Below are 24,753 nucleotides of genomic sequence, written 5' to 3'. Positions count from 1 at the left end.
TGTTTAGTTTGTGGCGCATGGAATAGAGGTAACAATTGTATAGAAAGATTTGTTATATTTAAAAGCCTATATATGTACCTCCTATCCATATGGACAGGAGGTACATATATAGCATCATTCTTTACTTAATACTTTCTAACTTCCGCTGATGATTCATACCTGGTGAAGTTGTATTCTCAAGTTTTAAGATAAACTCAGCAGAAATAATTAGGTTGAGGGATTTCATTTGGAAAATCATATTTATAAAAAATAGACTCTCTTTGGATCATTAATAACCTTTGTGTCCATGACTGTCAAATTTATAAGTCTTTCCATTAAGTTCAACTGTAGCGTTTTGATAAATTGAGCCATCTTCTTTGGCATAATAAGTAAAGTATCCGAAATAAGGGAAATGGTACCCACCACCAACATTGAACCATCCTTTCTTAGCTGCTCCAGAATCATCGAAATAATACCATTTACCATTGATTTCTTGCCAACCCGTTTGCATTTTACCCTTATTGTCATAATAGTAAAGCTTACCTTCTATTTGGTGCAACCCTGTCAGCAGAGCTTGTCCGTCATTATTAAAATAGTAAGTTTTTCCGTCAATGGTTTGATGGCCATCGAAAGTAGAGTGTTTGCCTTTTTCGAAATGATAATTTTTCCCATCGATTACCTTCCAACCTGAATAGGCAGCTCCATCCTCTAAGCTATAATATTGGATTGATAGGGGGGAACCAAGTTTTACACTGACTCCTGGATTTATTACAGAACCTGTTAGCTCGAAGGCCACTTGTTTGCCGTTAAGAGTTACAGTAGTTGGAGTACTTAGTGCTTTTCCATTCAGATCGGTAGCTCTTTCAAGTACGCCTTTGTCGGAAAAGTGAAGAATGACATGTTGATCATCTAGACGCAGTTGATTTTTATTAACACTGAAATCTTTAAAGTAGTAAAGCTTACCGTCTATTTCTTGCAGACCTTCTTTAACAAACGCTCCAGAAGCATCAGAATATTGCTCACCTTTCCAGGCTGATCGTTGCAGAACACCAGAATCATTGAAGTGATAGTTCTTACCCTCAATCTGTGCATTAGATGAATTTGGCAACGCCATCTCGTTAGACGCCGGATTAAAATGATACGTATTGCCCTTAATTTCCTGCCAACCCTTCAAGAGAACTCCTGAAGCATCTGTATAATAGTAGGTGTTACTTCGGTTTACCCAACTATTCGTTATCAATTTTCCAGAGGAATCGTATGCTGTCCATATAGAGGTATCACTTTTATCATGTTCGAACTTTACTCCTTCATATTTCTGTTTCTCATGTTCTTTACCAGGGTACCAGTCGATTAACCAGTTGTTAACTTCATCATTGTTTATTGCAGTGAAACTAATTTCAGATTTGTAACTCCAATCTGTACCGAATTTATGACCATAAGCATTACCAGCCAGACGTACTCCATTCTTGTTTACCAAATGAAACTGCCATTTATTATTATATGAAGCGGGGGCTGAGACAAGTTCAAACAATTCATCAGCACCAAACGAATCTGAATATTGGATCCCTCTATTGTCTTCTCTCCCTGAAAGATATTTTGACCCTGCTTTCACCAATACTTTATTGGTCCCTTTTTTATAGGGGATAATTTTATAAGGTTCACCGTGATTTAGTATACTATCTGGTAGTGTAATAGGTGTCTCTAGGGTATTGGTAATCTCAGCAAATACATTAGTTGATCGGTCATTAAAATCTGCTTGAGCTTTAGGATTATTCGTAACATAATTAGAAAGAACTTCTCTGTTCACTGGATGTGAAGTCAAAGTTGCCACCTTCTTTTGTTCTTCTGTTAAATAAGAAAAACGGTCCACCCCTAACCCTTTAAAACCATCTAGAGAATCTGCTCCAAATTTCTTCTTATAAAATTCGTCAACAAGTACTTTATTTTCACCGGATGTTTTTTCTACGTATACGGTGGTAACTTGATTAAGTGCAACTCCAGTTTTCCCTTCGTTCAATTGTGCTTGTGTAATGTAAAGAAGATCGTGCTCTGATACAGATTCTGCGAAGGGTTTCAAATCTACAATTGTACCGGGTTCTGTAATCTTAAGCTGTTGCCCCGATTTTAAGTCTTTCATCTCACTTTTTCCATCTGGGTAGAGTACTTTAATCGTTCTAGTGAAATTGGAATCTCCTTTTGTATGATGCACAGAAATATTAAATTCCCCAGATTTAAAGTTAGGAGCTCTGTAAGATACATTCTCTGCATAGGGGCCAGTGTAATTAGATAAGTCAGGATCCCCTACAGATATCCCAAGCTTTTCATAAACATCAGCCACTATACCTAATGAAGTAATAGTCACATCCAACACCGTGGCTAAACCTGCGCTAGCTTTGTTCTCTGCAACAGGGGCTAAAGAAAAAAGAATACCTAATGCCGCTGTGGCAGGAATTAATTTCCTTCCAATTCTAATCGTTTTAAAGTCTTTTTTCATTTTTGTTTTCCTCCATATTTCCTATATGTTTTTGAACATCTACTAGTAATAAAAATTATTGAGAGCATATCCTCTAGTAAGATTGACCTCATCATATCCAACAATTCTTTCATTTCTCTTTCACAAATGTTACAAAAGTCTTTCACGAATCTATTTTTTATTTTATGTATATAATATGTTACGAACAAAAATGATACCTCGTTTTTGTAAAAAATATACAAATTTAATTACAATGCTCTTTAAAGGTGGTCATTAAAAATAAACGTTTATAAAGGTGTATCTTTTGAAATAATTTTACAGATATCCCCTTCTTAGTTTATTTAAATTTTGTATTCGAGTTTCATATTTGAAAAGATTTTCTCAATATGGATATTATGGTTATTTGCATTGTAAACATTCTAAATAAAAAGTTATTAATCTATAATTATTGAGTATCATCAGGATTAGAAAAATGAATAAAAAAATAAGTAGAGGAAGGTTGTGTAATATGGAATTAAAGGTGAACGATATCGAAATTGCGAGCAATGATAAAGGATATTCTCATGATTCTAGTATTGGGTATTTGAATCCAAACTGGATGAATAAAATGCCAGGCACTCTTAAAATAAGTGAGCTGTCTATACCTGGAACCCATAATTCCATGTCACGATATGGTGGTGGTGGCCTGTATCCAGATGACTATATTAAAACGCAAACAATGGATGTAAACACACAATTAAATTCTGGTATTCGATATTTGGATATTCGTTTACGTAAAGAATCGAATGCTCTCTTAAAGGCTTATCATGGATCTGTTAATCAAAATGCAATTTTTAGTAGTGATATTTTAGATAAAATCACTGCATTTTTAAGAACAAATCCAGGAGAGACAATATTTATGCGCGTGAAAAATGAATGTAATGGTCCTGGTACTGGAAAATGTACAGACGCTAGCACAACAAAAACGTGGGCGCAAATTTTTGAAGATAACTATTATAACAACGCTAGCTATAGTAATTATTTTTGGAAAGGCGCATCCAATAATCCGACGCTAAATGAAGTGAAAGGCAAAATTGTAGTAATGTCAGATTTTCCGACAGACGGAAAAAGATTTGGTATTCCTTATAATACTCTAAATAAGCAAGACCAATTTGATGTAGATGATAGCGCAGATGCCATGTATGCGAAATGGACTGCCGTAGGAAATCATTTGAAAGCTGCTAATGCAAGTGACAAGCAGTCTATCTATTTAAATTATTTAAGTGGTAACGGCGCATGGAGATTTATTTCAATGGGAGCTGCACCTTATTTTGTAGCAAGTGGGTATCGAGGTAGTGGTACAAATGAAAGTATGAAAATGATTACGGAACATAGAACAGATAAATGGCCCGATTATCCACGTGGATACTATGGTCAGGTGTTTTATGGTGGAACAAATCTATTAACGACTCAATATATCCAACAGTGGCCTATTCGTCATACCGGAATTATTGCAGCTGATTTCCCTGGAAAGGGCTTAATTGATCGTGTTATTCGCTTGAATGAAAGGCACAATAGTGGAGATGTTCGCTACATAACGCCAAAAGGATCTTCAGGCTTACGTGTTGGATTCGGTGGGGATGCATATTTACGTAATAGTTATGTGGTGTATCGAAACGGTACCTATATTGGTCACGTCGATAGTGGAAGTCCTTATTATAGTTATTGGGATAAAACGGATGTGGGACACGATCTTAGATTTGAAGGTTTAGCTCTATTTACGGGTGATAAGATTGACGTTTATGTAAAGAATGGTGGTAGTTCAACACTAATTAAAAGTCAAACGCTAACTGTAGATGAACAGGAAGGCGAAGAAGTAAGAATACCTGATGGCAAATATAGCATTGTCTCTGCTTTAAACAATAGCAGTGAAGTGGCTATGCAGACATCACTTTCAAATAATAGGTACAATGTAGTTCTATGGGGGCATACGAACAGGGAACTAAATGGACAATGGGATTTGGTATATGATTCCAATAAAAAAGCATATCAACTTAAAAGTGCATGGAAAGTAGATGAAGCATTAACTTGGACGCAAGATTCAATCAACGTGTACACTTCACCGTCTATGGGGACATATGATGGAGCCTATTGGATATTAAAACGAGCTGGGAATGGATACTTGTATTTAGAAAACAAGGCCAGTAAGACGGTATTAGACGTAACTGGTGGAGGAACTGCAAATGGCACGAACATTAATGTGTGGGGACAGGTTCAAGGGGCGCAAAACCAAAAATTTAAGTTGATTCAACGAACAGAAAAATTAGAAGCACATATTGATTCTTTGTACAGACCACAACCCGGTCAAAAGAATAGATCCAGTGGTAATTTCTCATTAGGGCATCTTGCTGACGGCACAAGAGTTCAAGTATCGATAGAAGGTCCTGGTGCATCAGTACTTAACTTCAGAGTGATGCGTGATAAATCTGGTGATACAGACCCTACAATTTGGTCAAATGTTAAACATGGTTCTATCGTAACGATTCCTTCAGGTGCAAATAAAAATAACCTGTATATTGCTAATCCAGGTGGGTATTCAGGGAATGGGACTTTTAAAGCAAAATTCCAAACTTTACAAAATTAACTAATAGGGGTCACCATACATGCACATCAAGCTAAGGTTTTTAAGTACCCCCTAAATGAAAATTTTCTTTCTCTATAGTTAGTTACTTTGAGAAGTCAGCGCATTTTTTCGTTTTAGGGGTATTTTTCTTTTCTTAAGTTGATGGGCATGTGGCGGTACCCCACATCCATCAACTTAAGGATTTAGACTATTTTTGAAGCTAAAAGCACGTTACTGTTTTGTATCCCACTTTTCTAAACGGAAGTAGAACAATACCCCATCCTCCGTATTGGTTACACCGTATTCTGCAGCATGTAATTCGAATATGTTCTTTACAATCGAAAGACCTAGGCCAGTACCACCGCATACTCGTTTTCTTGATTTATCCACTCTATAAAATTGATCCCATATTTTCTCTATATTTTCTTCTGCAATATGCGATCCTTTATTTTCAAACCCTATATATACGCCATGTTCTTCTTCTATTACCTCTATCACAATCATTCGTCTCGAATCTGTATAACGAATTGCATTCGTAAACAGATTCGTTATCACTTGTTCCAATAAATTAGCTTTTCCCTTCACACGCACATCATCAATATTCATTTTGATTTGCAGTGACTTTTCATCAATTTGAGTGTGTAGATCTTTTTCAGCCTGTTGAATCAAATCCCCTATACTAACTTGCTCCATCTGTATTTGATACGTTCCTGATTCATATTTAGCCAAATTGAGCATCTCATCAATCAGTATATTCATTTTCTCTATTTCTTTTTCTAACGCTTCCCAATAATATTGGTTCATTTCAGGCGCAAACCCGTCTTGCAACATAGATGCCGATACTTGCATGACACTGAGTGGTGTCTTCAATTCGTGTGAAACACCTGCAATAAAATCTTTTCTTGTTTGTTCTAATTGCTTTTCTTTTTCTAAATCTTCTTTCAACTGATTGATATACCCTTCCATTCTTTCTGAAAGCTGATTAATATTGGAGGATAGCTCCCCAATTTCATTTTTAGACTTTATAGAAAGCTGGTCTTCAAACTCAAATTCCATGATTTTTTTGGTTGCTTCATTAATTTTCAATAATGGTTTTGTAATGATTCTTGAGTAATAGAAAGACACAATAAGCGATAGAACCAGCACAAATGCAATAATATATACATAGTAATCACTCATTATATCTGTTGCTTTTGTAATTGGCTGTAGAGAAGACAATGAATAAATAAATTCTTTCACTTGTCCATCTTTTAATATTGGTTTAATGGTTTCTAAATACTTGATTCCATTTATACTAATCTCGTTTTGTACCCATTCTTCTCCGTTTAATTTCACTTTATCGGTAATCCACTCCGATTGAAATTGTAAAATACGATTTGCAAACACTTCGTTACTATATAATGTGTTATCAATTTTTGAATTGAAGTAAACTGGGAAACTTATTTCTTTTACAATTCCTTCTAAAAAATAATATTTTTTGCTTTCTTCTTTTGAAAAAATCTTCATCCCATTTTTAACACCTGACATCATGATTTTGTCTATTTGATAATAGGTAGGCGAGACAAACCCTCCATCATAACCTTTTATTTTTAATGTTGTAGGAATAACTATGTCTTTATTTGACCCTTTACTTGCAGTATCCATAATAGCTATTTTGGTCGTCTTATTAATTAAACTTGTAATTAAAATACTGAAATTAGGATCCATATCTTTCTTTGCATTAATTAAATTATTAAATACAATTTTAGATGTTCGACTTGGATCATTTTTATTTATCGCTTTTATATAATAATCTCCTGACGGTAATTTCTTAATATTTGCTGCTTCATCAAGCCTTGCAATCATAATGCCTTTCTGATTTTCATATGAGAGTTCTTTACTCTGCAGTTTATTTTCATCCTGTTTATAAGCTTCATAAAATGTATTATACTGTTGTAATTGCTTCTGAACATGTTCTTTTTCTTTATCTATATACAAGTAATTCATCACATACATTTGTCCAAAAAATATAACAGCAATAATCATACAGCATAATAAAAACGTTAGAAAAAACAATTGAAAAACTATTTTCTTTCTCATCTTCTGTCTACCTCGAATTTATAGCCCGTTCGAACAACAGTTGTAATATGTTTTGCCCTGTCGCCTAGCTTCACACGTACATTACGCATATGTGCAGTTAATGTTTTATCATCTCCAACATAATCATATCCCCAAATGTTCGTAATTAACGTGTCCCTTGTCAATACTTGCTCCTTATGCTGCATTAACGATAGTAAAATTTCAAACTCTGTATGTGTAAAATCTACTTTTTTTCCATCTATAGAAACAGAACGTGCCGATTTATCTAAATAAATACCACATAAATCAATGCAGTCCTGGAATTGTACAATTTGAGTTGTCTCTTTGAATAAACGCTTTGCTCTCGCTAGTAAAATAGCTGGTTTAAATGGTTTTGTTACATAATCATCGGCTCCTAGTTCAAACCCAAGTAATGTATCATCCTCATCACTTCGAGCTGTTAATAGGATAATAGGAACAGTAGAGTTCTTACGAATACGTCTACACACTGACCATCCGTCCATGACTGGGAGCATAATATCTAATATGATTAAATTGATATCATCATGTGCAGTAAATAATTCTAATCCTATTCGGCTATCCTCCGCTGTTATTACTTCATATCCATCATGAGAGAAATATTGTGCTACCGCCTCTCTTATGATTTTTTCATCTTCAATAATCAACACTTTTTTCATATAATTCTCATCCGATCTATGCTTATCTATATGGAAATGGTCATGGCTTGCCTTCCCATTTGAACCCATGATTGTTCAAAATCATCTCGATTAATCGCTATATGTTTCTCTGTCTTTAGCGGATCATTAATATATACATATTGGTCATCATAATTTGTCACTACGACACTATGCTGATGATATGTCACTTTCATTTCCCCTTCGTATGTTCTCCATGTATAAAATTGATCATCGGGTAACAGTTTAAAACGAGCATTTGTTAATACCCATACAGGTAACCCTTGATCTATCGCCTCATAGATTTGCTGAGGTTCTTTGTGGCTTAAATCCTTCACTTTTTCTTCTGGAACATATAACTTTGCCAATTTTAAAATCGGTTCCACATATACACCTAATCCAGGTTTATCAAAAGTAGCCATATTCCCGATAAACCCTTTATGCATATTTCCCTTCAAACCATTTCTCTGAAATGGTACATGTTTTATTTTTGAAGCAAGCTCCATCTTGTCGACTTGCGCACCTGAAAACTGTAGTACCATCGCAAGGCTCGTTACTTCACAACCACGCATCAATTCTGGCTTTTGTAAAATCAGTGGAACATCCAATGGCCTTGCAATTTCTTTCTCTTGTCCTATAGGCACATTTTCATTTTCAACTACCACTTCATTGGCGGATTCTACAGATACATTACGCTTTTCTTCTACTTCTAATCTTTGTTTCACTTCATTTGCTAAGGCACGTTGTTTATTAGTAATTGTAGGGCTATCATTATTTGACATCTCAATACTTGTACCTAACACCACTAGAGTGAATAAACAGAATGTTGTCGTTCTAATTTTATTCATGAGTATCTCTCCTTATTATTTTCTAAGGAGAGTTTAATTTGTTCATATCTATATAAAATCATATTTATAGAAAGACAAAGTAAAATTTATATCAAGATTATATAAAAACGACTCTTACACGTATTAATCGTATGTGTAAAAAATCGTGCTATCGATATGCAATATTTACTATTCTGCATTGAACCATTTCATCACACATCATGAATTCAAAAACAGGGAAAAAATGCAAGGGAAACTCCTACAATTTTTAAGAAAAAATTCACCTACTTACAATAATGTAGTTTGCTTAATATGTTTAAAATTCACACGGTATACTTTTCATATCTGGATTGAATACAAAAGTACCGATTCAAAAGTCATACATAAACGAAACGTTTACTCGTCTAATTTAGACCAAATCCATACATCAGCATTATTTTCGTGTTGATTATTTGCTTGTTCAACTTTTTCTATATGATTCGTAGTATTCCAGCTAATTAAAGTTCCATCCCATCCTCCATATTGATTTCACTGATTCTTTTATAAATTTAATTTCTTAATACATACATCGCCTCACACGAGATTGATATTTACTAGTACACGATAACCGGTTCATAAGTGCTTAAATTATCATACACATTTTTTGCAATACTAGGAGAAAGGTTAACACATCCTCCCGATCCTCCAGTTAAATAGGCATTATTTGCCCAGTTTGTTCGCCAGCCAGCATCGTGGAATCCTTGACCGCTATTTGTGAATGGAACCCAGTAATCTACTTTAACTGCATAATCACCTTTACCTACTGCGCTACCTTTAAGTGTATACGGTGATCGTTTATAAAGAACGTACCACACACCTGGTGAAGTATCTTCACCCGTGCTATGTTTCCCAGTTACTACATTTGTTGTAACTGCTAATTTTCCATCCTTGTAAATCCAAATTTGTTGCTCTGCAATTGAAATTTCCACATACGTGTCTCCGATGCCATTATTCGATGTTGTTTCATAGCCGATCCCTTCCTTCTTCCAACCATTTCCGTGAATATTAGAAGTAGAAAGTGATTTTTCGCCTTTCTCAAAGCCTTGTTGAATTTGTTTTGTTTCTTTTTCAACATCCAGTGCCCAGCCATAGCCTTGTCCTTTTACTGATATGACCGCCCCAGAATGAGTTTTAAATGTAAAATCTTTATTTAATGTTGATTTAGCATTGTTAATTTCAGTAACCTTGTTCTTAATATTGCTCACATCGATTGTAACTTTCATATCCTTTGACATAGAGGCATTTTGAATTAAACCTTTCGCTTTTAAAGGATAAACTTCATTCTGCACTTTATAATCAACGGACTGCTGAAGAAGATTTTGTAGTGCTTTCTCCTCTTTTTTGATAATCGGATCGTCTTCTTTAATAGGCTGTAAGTATGCAGACTTCAAATGAATTTCGCTTTTATGCTTCTGCTTGTCGTAATCTTTCAGTAAACTCATAATGTCATACTGTTTTCCTTCAACGCTTTTGGAGATAACAACTTTGCTTTGTTCAAGCTTCGCCATGGCATCTTGAGGCGCTTTTAATTTTTTATTCATAGAGATGAGCTTTTCTTCTACAAGTTTTTTCATCGTTTTACTACGATATTGTTCTGCCTTTTCTGGTAACAATGAATAATTCTTTTCCTTTGAGGAAGGGAAAAGTGTCCACTGGCTTTTTAATAGTTTCTTAATTTGAGGCAAATCTTTTTCTGCAAGTTCCATTTTTGTCTCTTTTTCATCTAAAATTTGTTGTTGGTCTACATAGACTTTGTTTGCTAGTCCAGATGTTTTTAATTTCTGTATTGCCTGATCAGCGCTCAGACCACTGACTTTTTTGTCGTTAATCGTAACATTCGAATTGAAGTGAGTTGCCTGATAACAAATCATTCCCCCGATGAGAAGTGTGATTATACCACCAACCACTGCAATAAACTTCCAATTTGTAAAACATTTGCTTGATCTTACTCTTTTTTTATCAGCTTCTTCAACTGACTCATTTATTCTATTGTTGTTCATCAATCTTCCCCCGTTTACACCAAAGTCAATAGATTTTAAACTAAAATCATTGACTAATGTACCTTATTGTTCTTAAAATTCCATTATTTTTGACCGGATTTTATCGCAATTAATTGATCTAATTTAGACTTTTAATAAACGACACATAAAAAATGATAGATAAATTTTTCATTCACACTAAATAGTCTTATATAAGTAATAAATCATTATAAATAGTTGCCCTACTCTATGCCTGAAAATCTAGCAGAACAAGTTTCCCAAAACGATAAATATGAAATTCGGTGCCATAAAAAACTCAACTTTTCCATTTAGGGAGACTTAAAGTTTTAACTTGATAGCTACGGTCTCCCATCGCTATCAAGTTATTTCATACTTTAAAAATAGTTCCCAATTCCATGTCTTTCTACAGTATTCATTCAGATTACTGCCTTAAGTCAATTTGGTTCTACTTCCTTATTACATAGTTTTAGTTTGCATACTTCTCCTGATTATTTTTTAAATTAAAATACGCATCTAAAACCTCTTTACCAATTATTGAATTAACTTTATTGCCTTTGTCATTAATTATCCATGGGACAACAACAGAAAATGCCACCTCTGGTTTATCATATGGAGCGTACCCTGTTAAAGTTAAATTATAACAACGAACACGATTGCCTTCCTGATCCTTACCAACACTATTATCATCACCGCCATAAACTGTTTGTGCTGTCCCAGTTTTACCAGCAGGCTTATAAGGAAGGTTTTTGAAAGTACTCACACCAGTTCCGTCACCTTCTTGAAATACACGTCTAAACCCTTCCTTTACTCGATCTATATATTCTTTTTTCATATCTACATGGTTCAATACAACTGGTTCCATTGATTTCACAATTTTACCAATGTCTTCAGTTTTTGTAGTTTGTTCTCTAATTTCCCTCAAAATTTGTGGTTTCAATCGATTTCCTCCATTTGCAATAGTAGAAACATACTGTGCAAGTTGCAAAGGAGTATACGTATCGTACTGTCCGATAGCTAAGTCTAGCAAGAAACCTGGTTGATAATTTTCTTTTTTCATTATTCCAGATGTTTCGTTTGGGAGGTCAATTCCAGTTGGAACCCCTAATCCGAATTGCCCAAAATAATATCTCATTTTTTCAAATGCACTTGCCTTTATATCTAATGAGCTATTTGGTACGTAATCTATTCCTGCTATTTTTAATGCCGTATTAAACATATAGACGTTAGAAGAAACTTGTAAGGCTCTTAAATCATCAACAATCCCAAAATCTTTCCAAGATTTCTTCTCCTTTGTCCCTTTAAACTTCATAGGCGCATCATTAAAGTTTGTACCAGGTGTAATAGCCTTCGTTTCAAATCCCGTTAACACTGTGGCACCTTTTACAGTTGATCCAAGTTCATATGAGCTCGTCATCGTACCTAAAGCATAATCAGCTATTTCTATGTTCCGATCTTTCTTCCCTAATTTTTTACCCGCCATAGATAATACTTCTCCAGTATTCGGATTCATCATCACTACAAATGCCCGATCTAAAAGAGGCTCTGACCCCTTATAAGCTTTTAATTGCTTTTCAAGAATTTCTTCTACCGCCTTCTGTAATTTCATATCAATAGTCATAATTAAATTATTGCCACTTTTCCCTTTAGAAATCGTTTCCGTTTGAATAACATTCCCTTTTTTATCAGCAACATTCTTAACTTCTCCCTTAGTTCCATGTAGTACGTCTTCATATCGTTGCTCGATATAACTCTTTCCCACACGATCATTGCGATTGTAATCACGAACTAAATAGTAATCTAAATTTTCTTTTGGAAGCCCCTCTTCAGTACTTGTTATATTACCTAGTACAGAACGGAATAATTCACCATTTACATAATTACGTTCCCAGTCAATAGTTGCATCAATACCTGGAAATTCCGATAAGTTTTCACTAATTGTAGCGTATTCTTTCTCAGATACATTTTTCTTTATAATTTGTGGTGTCATTTTATAACCTGAATTCATTCTCCCTTTAATATTTAATATCTTTAAGTCTTGTGGACTTAATTCACTCAATTCCTCTGCTGTGACGCGTCCTCGTCTCAATTCATCTATTTTCTTATCAAATTCTTTTCCTTCAATATTTTGTTTACGTAGATTTTCTTCATCTTTTTTTGTAATCTTTTTTTTCGTTTTTTCCTTGTTTAACTGCATCCAGTAATCTTTTTTGTCTGTTTCAGTCAACCTATTTATATCTTCTTCTGTTATTTCAAGTATTTTCGAGAGCTTTTTTGCTATTTTTAAGATTTCTTCAGAAGTGATATCTTTCCCCTTTGTATACGAAATGGTACGAACAGCAGTATTATTAACCACTTTCTCACCTTCCCTATCAAAAATTTGACCACGTGGAACAGAAGTACTAACCGTCGCATTTTCTTGCTTTTCAACTGCATTCTTATAACCCTCCCCGTCAACAATTTGTACTTTTCCAAGCCGAATGATAATAGCTGAAAATGATAAAAAAATGCACAAAAATAGTATATTTAACCTTATAGATACCTTATTTTTTTGTAATGTTTTTGATTGCTTCATATTAATCTCCTTTTAATACTCAATACAATGAACTAATATCCTTAAAAAATCCCCATCACGTAACCCAAAAGTATTTCCCCCTGCATTTACATTATGTCTACAATAACTATTTGAAAATTTTCCAATAATAAAATTTCCATACTCACTAGATAAAAACATATGCAACAGAAAACAACATAAATTTTATATAAAGATTATATAAAGATGTATATTTCAAGAAAAAATTTAGGGTGTAAATTCATGTGAAAAATAAATATTTAATACGTAGAATTTATATAAAAGTTCTCAACAGACTGATTTTTTTATATAAATCTGTTTATTCCAAAAAATTATAATTGTAACATGCGAAATAAAAGTTATACGTTGATTAAAGATATTGTCGTAAGTAATAATGTAATTCAAGAAAAATTCAAAACACATAGCCATCATTATTTAAAGTTTAAGCTCTTTAAAGTATAAATGTATTAGTATATTTGAGCTTTAGTACATTGAGACCCCCATAGTTTCTATGTACTAAAGCTATTTTTACAGTTAAGAGTTAAAAATCTATCTTTAGTACATTCTATACTTATCAATGTATTATGAAAAATTGTTAAAAATAATGGAACACATCATTCAAAATGATCACAATAACATATAAAGGTGGAGAGAACGTTGGATTTTCGAGACTTAAAAATTTTTCAAACCGTAGCAAGAGTTCAAAATATTACCGCAGCTGCACGAAACCTTAATTATGTACAATCAAATGTAACAGCGCGCATTAAACTGCTAGAACAAGAGCTAAATACATTGTTGTTTTATCGACATGCTCGGGGTATCACATTAACTGGTGATGGACAAATATTTCTTAAGAAAGTTAATAAATTGTTAAAAGAATTTGAAGAATTACAAAATACGTTTACAGATGATAATAATCCCACAGGTCTTCTCAATATTGGAACTGTAGATACTGTTCATCCCTTACCAACCATTTTGGCCAGCTATCATAAACAATTTCCTAATGTAGATATTTCTTTAAAAACTGATGTTAGTCAACGTCTGATCTTAGACATCCTAGAATTTAAGCTAGATGGTGCTTTTGTAACAAGTCCGATTCAAGATTCTTCTTTAGAACAATATAAGGTAAGTACGAAGACACTTGTTCTATTTTCAAATCGTCCTACATTTGATATACAAGATTTGAAAAATGAAACATTTTTAGTGTTTAGCCCCGGATGTGGCTATCGTTTTGTTTTAGAAAAATGGTTGAAAGATGAAGGAATTCTTCTTAAGAAAATTATGGAGTTTAATATGTTAGAAATGATTTTACATAGCGTATCACTTGGTCTAGGCATTACGGTTCTTCCAGTTACAGCTCTAACTTTTTTCTCAAACATTCCCAATATTTATTGGCATGAAATACCTGAACAATATGGGAAAATTGAAACAACATTTGTTAGAAATAAGGATATGGCTTTGTCGCTTACTATGAGAAAATTCATAGAAAATATACAGAGTTTATAGTAAATATCTATAAATAATAATATTTTTATAACAAATATGACTTCCTTCACACATTTCAATTGAAACATATTCCTTTGCGATTTCTTCTAAACTTCTCATTCCTATAATTGATTTGAATAATTTACGGAAAATAACCGCAGTTGATGGTGACCTTCTTTTTGAAGCGATAAAAAAATTAAATGGTGAAGGAATCGTCGCGAAACAAGGGGGGGTACAAAATTATAAATTGGATTGCGATTAGTGGTTACAATAAATCAAGAACAGTTTGGTATCTATGTGATCCTATCACTAAACGTTCATTGGTTACTGCTATAAACCGCAAAGTAAAAACACTGAGATTCGTCATCTCTGTGTCTCCTTTTTATAAATACATGTCGGTTATTTTGCACTTCCCGCCACAATTCTCCTTCTCCCCAACTAAAACAGTCCTCTGAACAAGCAATATATGCTGGAAAGCAAAATAGAAAGATGCACATTATTACAGGAATGTATAAAATGACGAAATCTTAAATCATTCACAAAATGTTAATATCGTGGGGATTATGAAAATATCTAACTCTTTAATATAGTAAATATTTTCTTATATAAGGGATTACGTCTGGGTAATGCGTACTTACAACGATAGCCTAATAAATTAAGTAATATGATTCTGGTGCAAAAATAAAATATAGGAGAATAAAGGGTTCTGGTGCAAATATTTGAAGAAGGACACGAATAATAGTAGATTCCTAACGGAATTGTATTTTATGCTATAAGTCCAAACGCTTGATGAATGAACTCTTTTTGATTTTGGACAGACTGATTCGGTAAATTAATCTGTCCCTTTTTTATCATATGCATGGCTTCAACACCACTCAATATAGAGGTTGCTGTTTTAAATGACTTGAATCCCAACATAGAACGCACACGTTTCTTAATAAAACGATGATCTTGTTCCACTATATTATTGAGATATTTAGCTTGCCTTAGTTGTATGCCTTCAGGCATATGTTTCTCTTCTTTCAACTCTTGAATCGCTACAGGATAGGCAGGGTTCTTATCTACTGTTATCACGCGAGGTTTAGAAACATACGAAAAAGCCAAGGCTTTCTTGAAAAAGCGCTTGGCTGCTTGTTTATCTCTTGATTTACTTAGATAAAAATCAATTGTATTGCCCTCTGAATCAACCGCACCATATAAGTACATCCATTGACCTTTTACTTTAATATAGGTTTCATCGGCTCTCCACGAGTCATTTGTTGATTTAAGATGATGTCGTACTTTCTCTTCTAATTGAGGTCCATATTGATGAACCCAGCGCATAATCGTTGTGTGAGCAATTGATAATCCTCTTTCCTCCAGCATTTCCACCAGGTTACGGAAGCTCAAATTGTACCGCAGGTACCACCTTACTGTTAATAAGATTAGTTCGAACTGATAATGCTTCCAATTAAACAAATTCTCCTTTTCCATACTGATCACGCACCCTTTCTAGAGTAATAGTATCAGTATGTCCAAGATTTATAGATTCATTGCAATTTTCTCGAAGTTTTTGCACCAGAACCCCTTAAAATACAATATTATTCGAAATTATTCTATTAAAAGTAAAATACAAATCAGTTACTTTTATAGCTATATTGATTTATAATTTTATGAACGAAAAAAGCACTCTTTCGAGTGCTTTTTCTAATACTGCATAAAAAATTATACTTTTCCACTCTTAAAACATATTGTAAATAAAGTATACTAACTATCTCAATTGAAATTATATAAAGGTATAAAAATGTAATTTTATTTAAACAAATCTATTTTTAAACGAAAAAGAAATTTTATATGAGTTAGTTTAAGCTAGTCTCTTTCTAAAATTTTATCGAGGTATTTATTTAGAGAAATATTAAATACTTCTTTAAGAATCTGCTGATATTCTTCTTCATTTATAGTTCGTTTACTTTTTTGGCCTTTTCTTGTTTCTGTAAAACTTTTTTTAGTAAGTGAAATATGTCCATCTTCAATTAATTTGCAGACAATGTATCCTTTGTTAAAAGGTGATTCGGGGTGCTCTACAATAATATTTTGTATAGCATTTACTTTGTTTGTATCTATTTCATCTAATGAAAACGCAAACCCAGTGCACCATGTATTAGTAGGTTCAGAATTAAGGAATTGGGCACTCTCCCCATCTTCTCCTTTTTTCAATTCTAGTAGGTAAGTTCCTTTTTCAGTATTCTGTTTACGAATACGATATTTTCCCGTTTGAGATGAGATCACTTCACCACTAAATGGAACTGGGTGTAATGGAAGATGTGAGGCAAGCCCCCCATCTATAATGTATTTCTGATTATTATAATTTAAAATAATAATCACATGTCCATCGTCAGGCTTCCACTTATCACCACCTAAATCGTAGACCGTACCAGATATACGATAGACATCAAATCCACAATCAAGTAAAAAATAATATAATACGGTATTGAGCTCGTAACATAGTCCTCCGCGTTGAGTTAGGAGTAATTTTTCTTGAACATTTTTTCTAGTAATTTTCCGGATATTTTTGTTCATAACGTCTAAATTTTCATAAGGTATTACATATGCCATTTGCTGAAGAATTTCATGTAAATTTTCAAAGCTTACATCTTCTTTCGGAGATATCTGTAACCGTGAGAAAAATTTTTTTTGTAAATCAGTCAACATTGTGTATAACCTCCCATTTATAGAAAATTTAACCATCGAACACAATGATACACTAAATAAATATATAATCAAGTGTAATAAAAACAAATCAAGTTATTTTATGGCTTGTTTTTACATAAGAAGCCTCACCATATCAAAAAAAGAAAATTGTAAGCTTAGACATAATTCAGGCAAACTTTCATTTTCTATTGATGTTCTTCTTATTTACAGGGCAATTAACTTTTGTTGGATAATTTTTTAATTTCTAGAAAAATACACTTATTTATCCCTTTTCTCATATAGTATCTTTAATAATCATTTATGAAAAAGGCGAAAACAATACTATTGGTTTTATCTTCCCTTGTTGTTAAATACAGCAATGGTATCCCTGATAGAGTTTTATACTACTTAAATATGAGATTAAAAAATTAATTTTAAAAGAAAAGAGAACCCATATAGGCTCTCTTTCCTTGGCATACTTACAACATGGAGAATGTTGAGACAACTCTTTCAAAACTTTATTAGGGGAAAGTTTTAAAAAATGTACTCACAATAACCTTTACATAAATGTAATATATAGTAAATTGATATAAAATTTTCTAATTATTTGTAACTTTCTGACGCCTGTTATAACTCTTGTCCTATAAGAAGGTACTAATGTATCGCTATTAACCTAAAAAAACAAATATCCCCAAAAAGAAAAATCAAGTTAAATTACCCATAGATAACTATCTTACAATCAATTACATCCTTATTTTTTGATATCAAATAATAAAGATGTAATGTTTAAAGAGGGATTCAGATTGGTTAAAAACTGAACTTTACAAACAGTTATTTTAATACTTGGTGTAAGTTCTTCTGTATTAAGTAAGAACGGATACTTTTCTCCAGTTATAGAATGGTCTTTACTGATTATAAGTATTATTATAATCATTACTGCAGTATAGGTTGATTACTACACGTCTTTGCATATCAACCTTAATATCTTTCCATTTTCGCTAAATTAGCTAATAGAAACTCCTCTGTTATTCAATTTAGAAGTGATATAATTAAATAAACGATACCATCTATGAAATTCATATTAAAAATAACCGGTTATGCTCAGACCGAGGACATGGATGCAGGAGGTTAACCGATGACACAAGTACAAATACCCAGCCAACGAGTAGAAAAAAAGCGCAACTTCAAATTAGTTAAGTTTACAGGGATTGCTGTTTTGATGATTGTTCTAATCACGGCTGCATTCACCATTTGGACACCTCAGCCAAGCATTTGGGTGCTCCAAATGCTTGGCAGCAAGAATAATCCTGAAAATTATGGCTCCCACCCATCCGATTTGCCGGCTCTTATGAAACAAACTCGGGTTCTCTCTGACATCTCATATCCATCCAAGTACCAAGAAAATAAATTGGACCTTTACCTTCCTCAAACCGATTCGAAGCCACTGCCTGTGATTATCTTTATCCACGGTGGAGGCTTTATTAATGGAGACAAGTATATGCCTGCGGATTATTCAAGGGCGCTTGCCTCGGAAGGATTTGCTGTAGTATCCATGAATTACGAGTTAGCGCCAGGGGCCACTTTGTTTGATCAGACGAAGCAGGTCGGCGAGGTATTGTCTTATTTGCAGCAGTTAGCTCAAAAATACCCCTTGGACCCATCGCAGGTGATCTTGGCCGGTTCCTCAGCGGGAGCTTTCTTGGCCGGGGAGTTTGCCCTGATCCAAACCAATTCCGAATATGCAAATCTCGTGGGAGTCCCGCAATCCGTATCGACGAATACAATCAAGGGCTTATTACTATATAGCGCCCCCTACGATATTACAGCATTTCAGCATAGTGATCTAAAGCCCGTGCAACAATTCATAATCAAACGTATGGGCTGGGGCATTTTGGGTGATAAGAACTGGATGGACAATCCGAAGTTTGATGTCTTAAATCTGTCAAAGTATATCACTAAAGACTTCCCTCCTGCATTTGTAACCGACGGCAACACGAATTCATTTGAAACACAAGCCAGGACTTTCGTCGCTACACTTCAAGAAAAGGACGTCCCAGTTACTTCTTTATTTTTCAATCCCAATGAGATAAAAGCTGGTCACGGCTATCAGTTTGATATGGCCTCTCCAGCCAGTATACTTAGTCTGAAGCAGACAAAGACGTTTCTGAAGGGGATCACTTCCTCTAACTAATCTTTGAGGTATTTGCCCGATCAATCTGTTTTATAAAAATCATATTCTTATATTAAAAGAGCAACTCCATTTTGATCAAACTTTATTCTAAAACTACAACCTTCAAATAAAATAATTATATTTGAGGTAACACCACATCGCCATCGAGCTAAAAAAATGTATCTATAAAGCGAATAAATACGCTATTCTTTCCTATGATTCTACAGAAAGAATAGCGTATTTTTTCATTTTAAGGAAATTTAGTTTTGTTAGCTTAATAGCGATGGGGCGGGACCCCTTTAATCATTTAGGGCAACTTTCTTACTTTGATTTGTTGCTTTTGCAGTTGCGATATATACCCCGATTAATACAGATATCATTCCGATTATTTCTTTCCAGCTCATGATTGAACCACAGAATACTACGGAAATTTTCGTTTTGGGGAGCAACCAATTTCTTGACTTGATGGCGATGTGGCGAGACCCCTTACCAAACTTCTAAATGAAATGTATAGCTGAGTAGTTACCTTATTTTTCAAAAAAACATTCTGATTATTTCTTTTTCACTTCTTCTACAAATTCCCATGTCTCTCCGTTATCTTTTGATTGATAAAGTGCACTACTATCGCCATTGTAGTCTCCATCTGCCCCTTGTCCAACTAACATATTAAAAACCCCATCTTTCTCATATGGCATACTAGGAGAATCAAAAGGACTTATTGTGGACTGTGTATGATCTAATTTCACTTCATGCAGCGGATATTCTACCTTTTTGAAAGATACCCCCCCATCATCTGTGCGATATAACTCTCCCTCATTACCAGAAGGTCTAACTGCTCCTAAAAACCCAAGTTTATCATTTATAAAAGTGACCCCTGATACACTACCAATCCCCCTATTAAATGGGTCTGGATTGATAACCTCCCATGTTTCCCCTTCATCACTAGTCCTGCTTAATGAATAAAAGGCGCTCCCTAATGCTTTATCTGTCATATTTAGTTTATAACCAACTTCTTTTGATAGGAAAAACTGTTCTTTTTCATTCTTTAAATCTTGTTGTTTCTTCTCTTTAAGCCTATCTTCATTTGGAGGCGTCTTTGATTTACTCCAACTTGCGTCACATATTAAATTATATCTAGCAGGGACTAGCTCTTTCTCTTTTCCAGGGACATATATAGATACAGTATATCCAATGATATCAGAAGCTGCTTCTTTAAGACTCTGCCCCTTACCATCCTCAGTAATATTAATAATTCCCTCTGTATTGGATCCCCAATTTCTTTTTCCATAATAAATCAACCCATACTTACTTTCATTCCACTTTCTAACCGTTTGCTTAACTGGAATCGCCTTAACCGTTTTAATTAAAGGTTCTACTAATTTATCATCATCATAATCAGGCTTTGCATATCCGTCTCGTATTATAGTAATATCTTCTGATTTCTTCTCATTATAAGAGATTAAATAAGTTTCTTCTTTCCCATCAACATTTTTCCCATAAACAAATGTATCAAACGCTGTGATTGTTCCATCTGAATGAAATGTAAGATCAAAATCAGTTGCCATATACAATTTCTTTGGCAAAGGATATTTTTTATTTATATCTTCAAAAATACCTTCTACTCCAGATTCATATATATTATTATGTTTAAGTTTAACTGACCTTTCATGTTTTAACCTTTCTATAAACCATGCCAATTTGCCATTGTAATTTATTGCACTTTTATAAATCTGCATCCCATAAAATGATGTAATTGCAACAATAATGATAATAGAAATGGATCTCCATGCTATTGAATTAGTTAATTTTTTAGATTCATATTTTCTGTTTTTTATCACCCGCATTGTAGTAAATGTAGTCATGGATATAAAAAGTACTATACATAATAAAAAAATATAAATATTATAATTCATTCTTCCATACTTACAGTATAAGGCTAACTCATAACAAAAAATCCCGTATACAATTATTAGTATTGGATTTGTTACTAATGACAGAAGTAACCTTTTTGCATTTTCCCTAAATATAGAAACCACTCCTAATTACATGAATTACTGATATTAAGTATACTTTATTGTAAAGTAACAAAAAAGCTATTTAATCTTGCCGCCAAAAATACAATAGACATCTGTCTATTAAAGCCGTTTAAAAATCTAGTTGTTTCATAGACAATGGATTTTTGAGTGAATACTAAAGTTGCTTCATTTGAGAGCCAAATAATGAAAATGAACCCTCATAATAAACATAACAAATAGAGTATTTACATTTAAACTCTATAAAACTCAAATGTATTTTTTTCTAGACATATTGCTTCATCGGAATTTTTGATAATAATATCAAAACATTGACTGTATGGATGCTCTTTAAAAAAGCATCCATTTTCAGGTTTTACAATTGATTAATTTTTTTCATTTCCTTTTTACGCTCAGCTCGCAGTTATTGATTTTGTGGTGGAAGCTGATATAGATTGTATAGTGTTTCCATTTTGAGAAACACTATCAAGTTCATCTGCAGATGCAAAACTACCACCCGATCCTAGCATGACACCTAACGTTAATGCCCCAATAATAATTTTCTTCATAAATTTCTCCTCCTATAATCTTTTGCAAGAATTTATTCTTCTCACCTAATAGATTAATTGGGATATACGGAGAAATAAACGCAGAGAATTAGACAATATTCAACATATTTTTCATATTTTGTATATTTATTAATGTTTCATTTTCCTATATTTGTTTAAATTTGATAAATACAGGAACTAGATTAATGAATTATGCAATAAAAGCATAAGAATTTTTTATTAAAACATTCAGATATTAATTGAGAAATAAAAATAACTCTTTTATTTATTCCTTATTATCTTTAAGAAAAAGCATTAATTCTATTGGCGTTAGTGTTACAGATTCATTAGCTCCAATAATATGTAATTTGGTTTTTTGTGTGGTTGTTTTTCCAACAACTACGGGTTTAAAACCTTCTCCGGTTTTTATAAAATTTATGATAATGGCTATTTATCAACGATTGTTCATCAGATTTTAGTTTAGACTATTATGTCTTTCTACATCAGATGTAAAAAGATATGAAACTGGAAACTTTTCAGACAAGAAAATGGGTACTAAATAAACTGTCTCCGTTGATAATTCAGCATTTCACACTATAAAGTAAGCTCATTCTTTCATTTTTAAAAGACTTAAATTCTATAACATACGCTTTAAAACCTTTAATACGTAGAACAAAGACTATAATTATAGAAATTATACTATAACGTTTTTATGTTTTTATAAAATAAAAAATAGGTGAATTGTAATCCGTGTTTGGGTATACATCCACCTATTCTTTTAATTTAATTAGCATGACCTAGTATTTGTATGATTTTATCAGCTTTGGAGTTTTGAATATGATAGTAAATCTCTAACCCTTTTCTTTCAGCTTTCAGTGCTTTCCCTTTCATTTTGGATAAATGTTGCGATACTGTTGATTGTGGAATATCCAAAATATTAGTTAATTGTGTTACATTTAATTTCTTGCTCTTAGCCAATTCACTAACAATTTGTAGACGTATTGGATGAGCCATAACTTTTAATAGTTCAACGTTTTCTTCAGAAACTAAACCTTGTACATTATCATTATTAAATTTGTTCATAATACAACCTCGCATTCAATTTATATTTTATTCGAATTTTTAATGTATATTCCTAATATCATTATATTAAAATTCTCTGTGCGTTTAATTATGAATTAATTATATAATTTCAACTTGTGCTATGTGCGGAGTTAATATGTGTTTGTCGTGAAGTTTTTTAGATGTGTTTAGTAATTAAAAAATCTACAAAGAAATTTTATCTCTTTGTAGATTTGAATTAATGAATTATGCAGTAAAAAAATACTAGTGCCATCAATATACCCATTTTTAAAGTAAAGATAAGTGAATCCGATTTTATGATTTTAAAAATGAATGTGTCTGTTATACCCCTATAACGCTGACTGATATGACCAGTATCATGATGAGTCTGATAATCTACAAGTTGCTTCCTTCCAGTGTCTTGATGATGATGCCATGTATAATGCTCTGGAGTTTTTCCTATTTTAAATAATTGAATTTCTTCATCCGTAAATTTTAAAGCCAATTCAGTCTTTTCATAATCTATTATTTTAGGATTTTGAAAATATTTTAGTTTACTATAATCTAAATATGTATACTATATTTCTTGTTTTTTCATAATTTATTATAGTTTGATATGCTGTTTTTTATTATGTAAATTTCAAATAAAGCTTGTATGCTTTTTGATGTATTCCGCGATATATGTCTGCCCGAACTCTCTAGCATTCTCATAGGCCTACCAAGTTCCAAATGAAGTCTTTGTATTTATAATCCTGGGATCCTTACCTCTCTTTTCTTTCTTTACACTTTTTTCAACTTAAATAAAACGCTCTTAAAATTATCTGTTATCTTTCCCTCTATTTTCTATATTATATATATAAACCCTTTTTTGTAATTACAATGAATTTTTTCCGGAACGGACCCGAAAAAATGACCTCTCAAATTCATCTGTAAACAACATTGTCATCTTAGGTAATGTATTTAGACCTGATAGTTAAAAAGTCTCTTGAAAATAAAAATAGACCACTTAGAACGTTTTTGTGTTTTTTAGGGCCTATTCTCACTAGAATTTCTATTCTTCTATGTCTTCTTTTACTTCTGCGGATAAAATGTCTTCAGCAAACTTCTTGTAGCCATTATATCCTTTCTTTGCAGCCTTTTTCTTTATTGCTTCTACTACCTTTTCATCAAGATATAGACTTAAATACTGCTTTTTTTCTTTCGACTCCTCTTTTGATCTATTTTCAATTCTTTCTTTGAAAATTTCCAGATCGTTTTTTAAGTACAATCGTTCAGTAGATTTCCCTTTAGCAATCTCTTTAAAGGGCAATATCCCATCTTTAGCTGCATTATGAACGTAAGTCTTAGATTTATTTAGAAATTCAGCCGCTTCTTTTAATGTTAAAGAGTCTTTGTATAATTCCTCTAACCTTTTTACATCTTCTTGCTCAAAACGATATCCACCATCTGCTTTCCAGGTATCCAGATTGATAGGTTCGATGTGTTTATACTTAATTAAATAGCCTAATTGATTTTTTGTTAAACCTACCCTATCGCATACCTCTTCTAAAGATAAATAGTCCAT

Annotated in this window: 15 protein-coding genes and 2 pseudogenes; 3 read left to right on the top strand and 14 right to left on the bottom strand. The window is 33.0% G+C overall.

Features of this window, described 5'->3' with window-relative positions; all coding sequences use genetic code 11:
- Positions 1–268 precede the first annotated feature (268 nt).
- Positions 269–2,473: an N-acetylmuramoyl-L-alanine amidase family protein gene (locus DN408_RS15980; RefSeq protein WP_078178664.1), complete on the bottom strand. Its 2,205-nt coding sequence runs from the start codon at positions 2,471–2,473 to the stop codon at positions 269–271.
- A gap of 487 nt (positions 2,474–2,960) precedes the next feature.
- Between DN408_RS15980 and DN408_RS15975 the strand changes: the two genes are divergently transcribed.
- Positions 2,961–5,075, top strand: coding sequence for a phosphatidylinositol-specific phospholipase C domain-containing protein (locus tag DN408_RS15975; protein ID WP_233154290.1), 2,115 nt, complete (start codon positions 2,961–2,963; stop codon positions 5,073–5,075).
- Positions 5,076–5,285: 210 nt separating this feature from the next.
- Here DN408_RS15975 and DN408_RS15970 read toward each other — a convergent pair whose 3' ends face one another.
- The 5 genes from DN408_RS15970 to DN408_RS15950 all read right to left on the bottom strand — a co-directional run bounded on the left by DN408_RS15970 (position 5,286) and on the right by DN408_RS15950 (position 13,245).
- Positions 5,286–7,133 (bottom strand): sensor histidine kinase, encoded by a 1,848-nt coding sequence (locus tag DN408_RS15970; protein WP_147740249.1) that lies wholly within the window; start codon positions 7,131–7,133, stop codon positions 5,286–5,288.
- Positions 7,130–7,810 (bottom strand): response regulator transcription factor, encoded by a 681-nt coding sequence (locus DN408_RS15965; protein WP_002069011.1) that lies wholly within the window; start codon positions 7,808–7,810, stop codon positions 7,130–7,132. Before DN408_RS15965 ends, DN408_RS15970 begins: the two co-directional genes overlap by 4 nt.
- Positions 7,811–7,836: 26 nt before the next feature.
- Positions 7,837–8,655, bottom strand: coding sequence for a C39 family peptidase (locus DN408_RS15960; RefSeq protein ID WP_078178668.1), 819 nt, complete (start codon positions 8,653–8,655; stop codon positions 7,837–7,839).
- Positions 8,656–9,227: 572 nt separating this feature from the next.
- Complete coding sequence (locus DN408_RS15955) at positions 9,228–10,673, bottom strand: L,D-transpeptidase family protein (RefSeq protein WP_078178669.1); 1,446 nt, start codon at positions 10,671–10,673, stop codon at positions 9,228–9,230.
- A 466-nt stretch (positions 10,674–11,139) separates the two neighbouring features.
- On the bottom strand, positions 11,140–13,245 hold the full coding sequence (locus DN408_RS15950) for a peptidoglycan D,D-transpeptidase FtsI family protein (RefSeq protein ID WP_078178670.1): 2,106 nt from the start codon (positions 13,243–13,245) through the stop codon (positions 11,140–11,142).
- A 654-nt stretch (positions 13,246–13,899) separates the two neighbouring features.
- Between DN408_RS15950 and DN408_RS15945 the strand changes: the two genes are divergently transcribed.
- Entirely contained in the window at positions 13,900–14,748 is an 849-nt protein-coding gene (locus tag DN408_RS15945; protein WP_078179259.1) for a LysR family transcriptional regulator, read from the top strand.
- A 744-nt stretch (positions 14,749–15,492) separates the two neighbouring features.
- Here the strand turns inward: DN408_RS15945 and DN408_RS15940 are convergent.
- Together DN408_RS15940 and DN408_RS15935 are read right to left on the bottom strand one after the other, a co-directional pair.
- Complete coding sequence (locus tag DN408_RS15940; RefSeq protein ID WP_078179260.1) at positions 15,493–16,200, bottom strand: IS6 family transposase; 708 nt, start codon at positions 16,198–16,200, stop codon at positions 15,493–15,495.
- 375 nt (positions 16,201–16,575) lie between these two features.
- Positions 16,576–17,418: an arylamine N-acetyltransferase family protein gene (locus DN408_RS15935; RefSeq protein ID WP_078179299.1), complete on the bottom strand. Its 843-nt coding sequence runs from the start codon at positions 17,416–17,418 to the stop codon at positions 16,576–16,578.
- 1,114 nt (positions 17,419–18,532) lie between these two features.
- On the opposite strand from DN408_RS15935, the gene DN408_RS15930 reads away from it, so the two are divergent.
- Positions 18,533–19,588 (top strand): alpha/beta hydrolase, encoded by a 1,056-nt coding sequence (locus DN408_RS15930; RefSeq protein WP_078179219.1) that lies wholly within the window; start codon positions 18,533–18,535, stop codon positions 19,586–19,588.
- Between the two features lie 530 nt (positions 19,589–20,118).
- On the opposite strand, the gene DN408_RS15920 is transcribed toward DN408_RS15930, so the two are convergent.
- The 6 genes and pseudogenes from DN408_RS15920 to DN408_RS15890 form a co-directional block, all read right to left on the bottom strand.
- The gene (locus DN408_RS15920; protein WP_321145800.1) at positions 20,119–21,603 is read right to left on the bottom strand and encodes a WD40/YVTN/BNR-like repeat-containing protein; all 1,485 of its coding nucleotides are present in this window, start codon (positions 21,601–21,603) and stop codon (positions 20,119–20,121) included.
- 230 nt (positions 21,604–21,833) lie between these two features.
- A pseudogene (locus tag DN408_RS15910) lies at positions 21,834–21,926 on the bottom strand (phosphoribulokinase); the annotation flags it as partial.
- A gap of 66 nt (positions 21,927–21,992) precedes the next feature.
- Positions 21,993–22,148, bottom strand: a complete 156-nt coding sequence (locus DN408_RS15905) for a hypothetical protein (protein WP_233154317.1) — start codon at positions 22,146–22,148, stop codon at positions 21,993–21,995.
- A 762-nt stretch (positions 22,149–22,910) separates the two neighbouring features.
- Positions 22,911–23,210, bottom strand: a complete 300-nt coding sequence (locus tag DN408_RS15900) for an ArsR/SmtB family transcription factor (RefSeq protein WP_002016873.1) — start codon at positions 23,208–23,210, stop codon at positions 22,911–22,913.
- Positions 23,211–23,556: 346 nt separating this feature from the next.
- Positions 23,557–23,697 (bottom strand): annotated as a pseudogene (locus DN408_RS32490) (HNH endonuclease); the annotation flags it as partial.
- 543 nt (positions 23,698–24,240) lie between these two features.
- Positions 24,241–24,753, bottom strand: a complete 513-nt coding sequence (locus DN408_RS15890) for a helix-turn-helix domain-containing protein (protein ID WP_078179251.1) — start codon at positions 24,751–24,753, stop codon at positions 24,241–24,243.

The sequence above is a fragment of the Bacillus sp. AR13-1 genome, from assembly GCF_008042285.1.
GTDB lineage: Bacteria > Bacillota > Bacilli > Bacillales > Bacillaceae_G > Bacillus_A > Bacillus_A mycoides.
The sequence above is the reverse complement of the archived record's forward strand: the minus strand, read 5'-3'. Positions and strand labels throughout refer to the sequence as shown.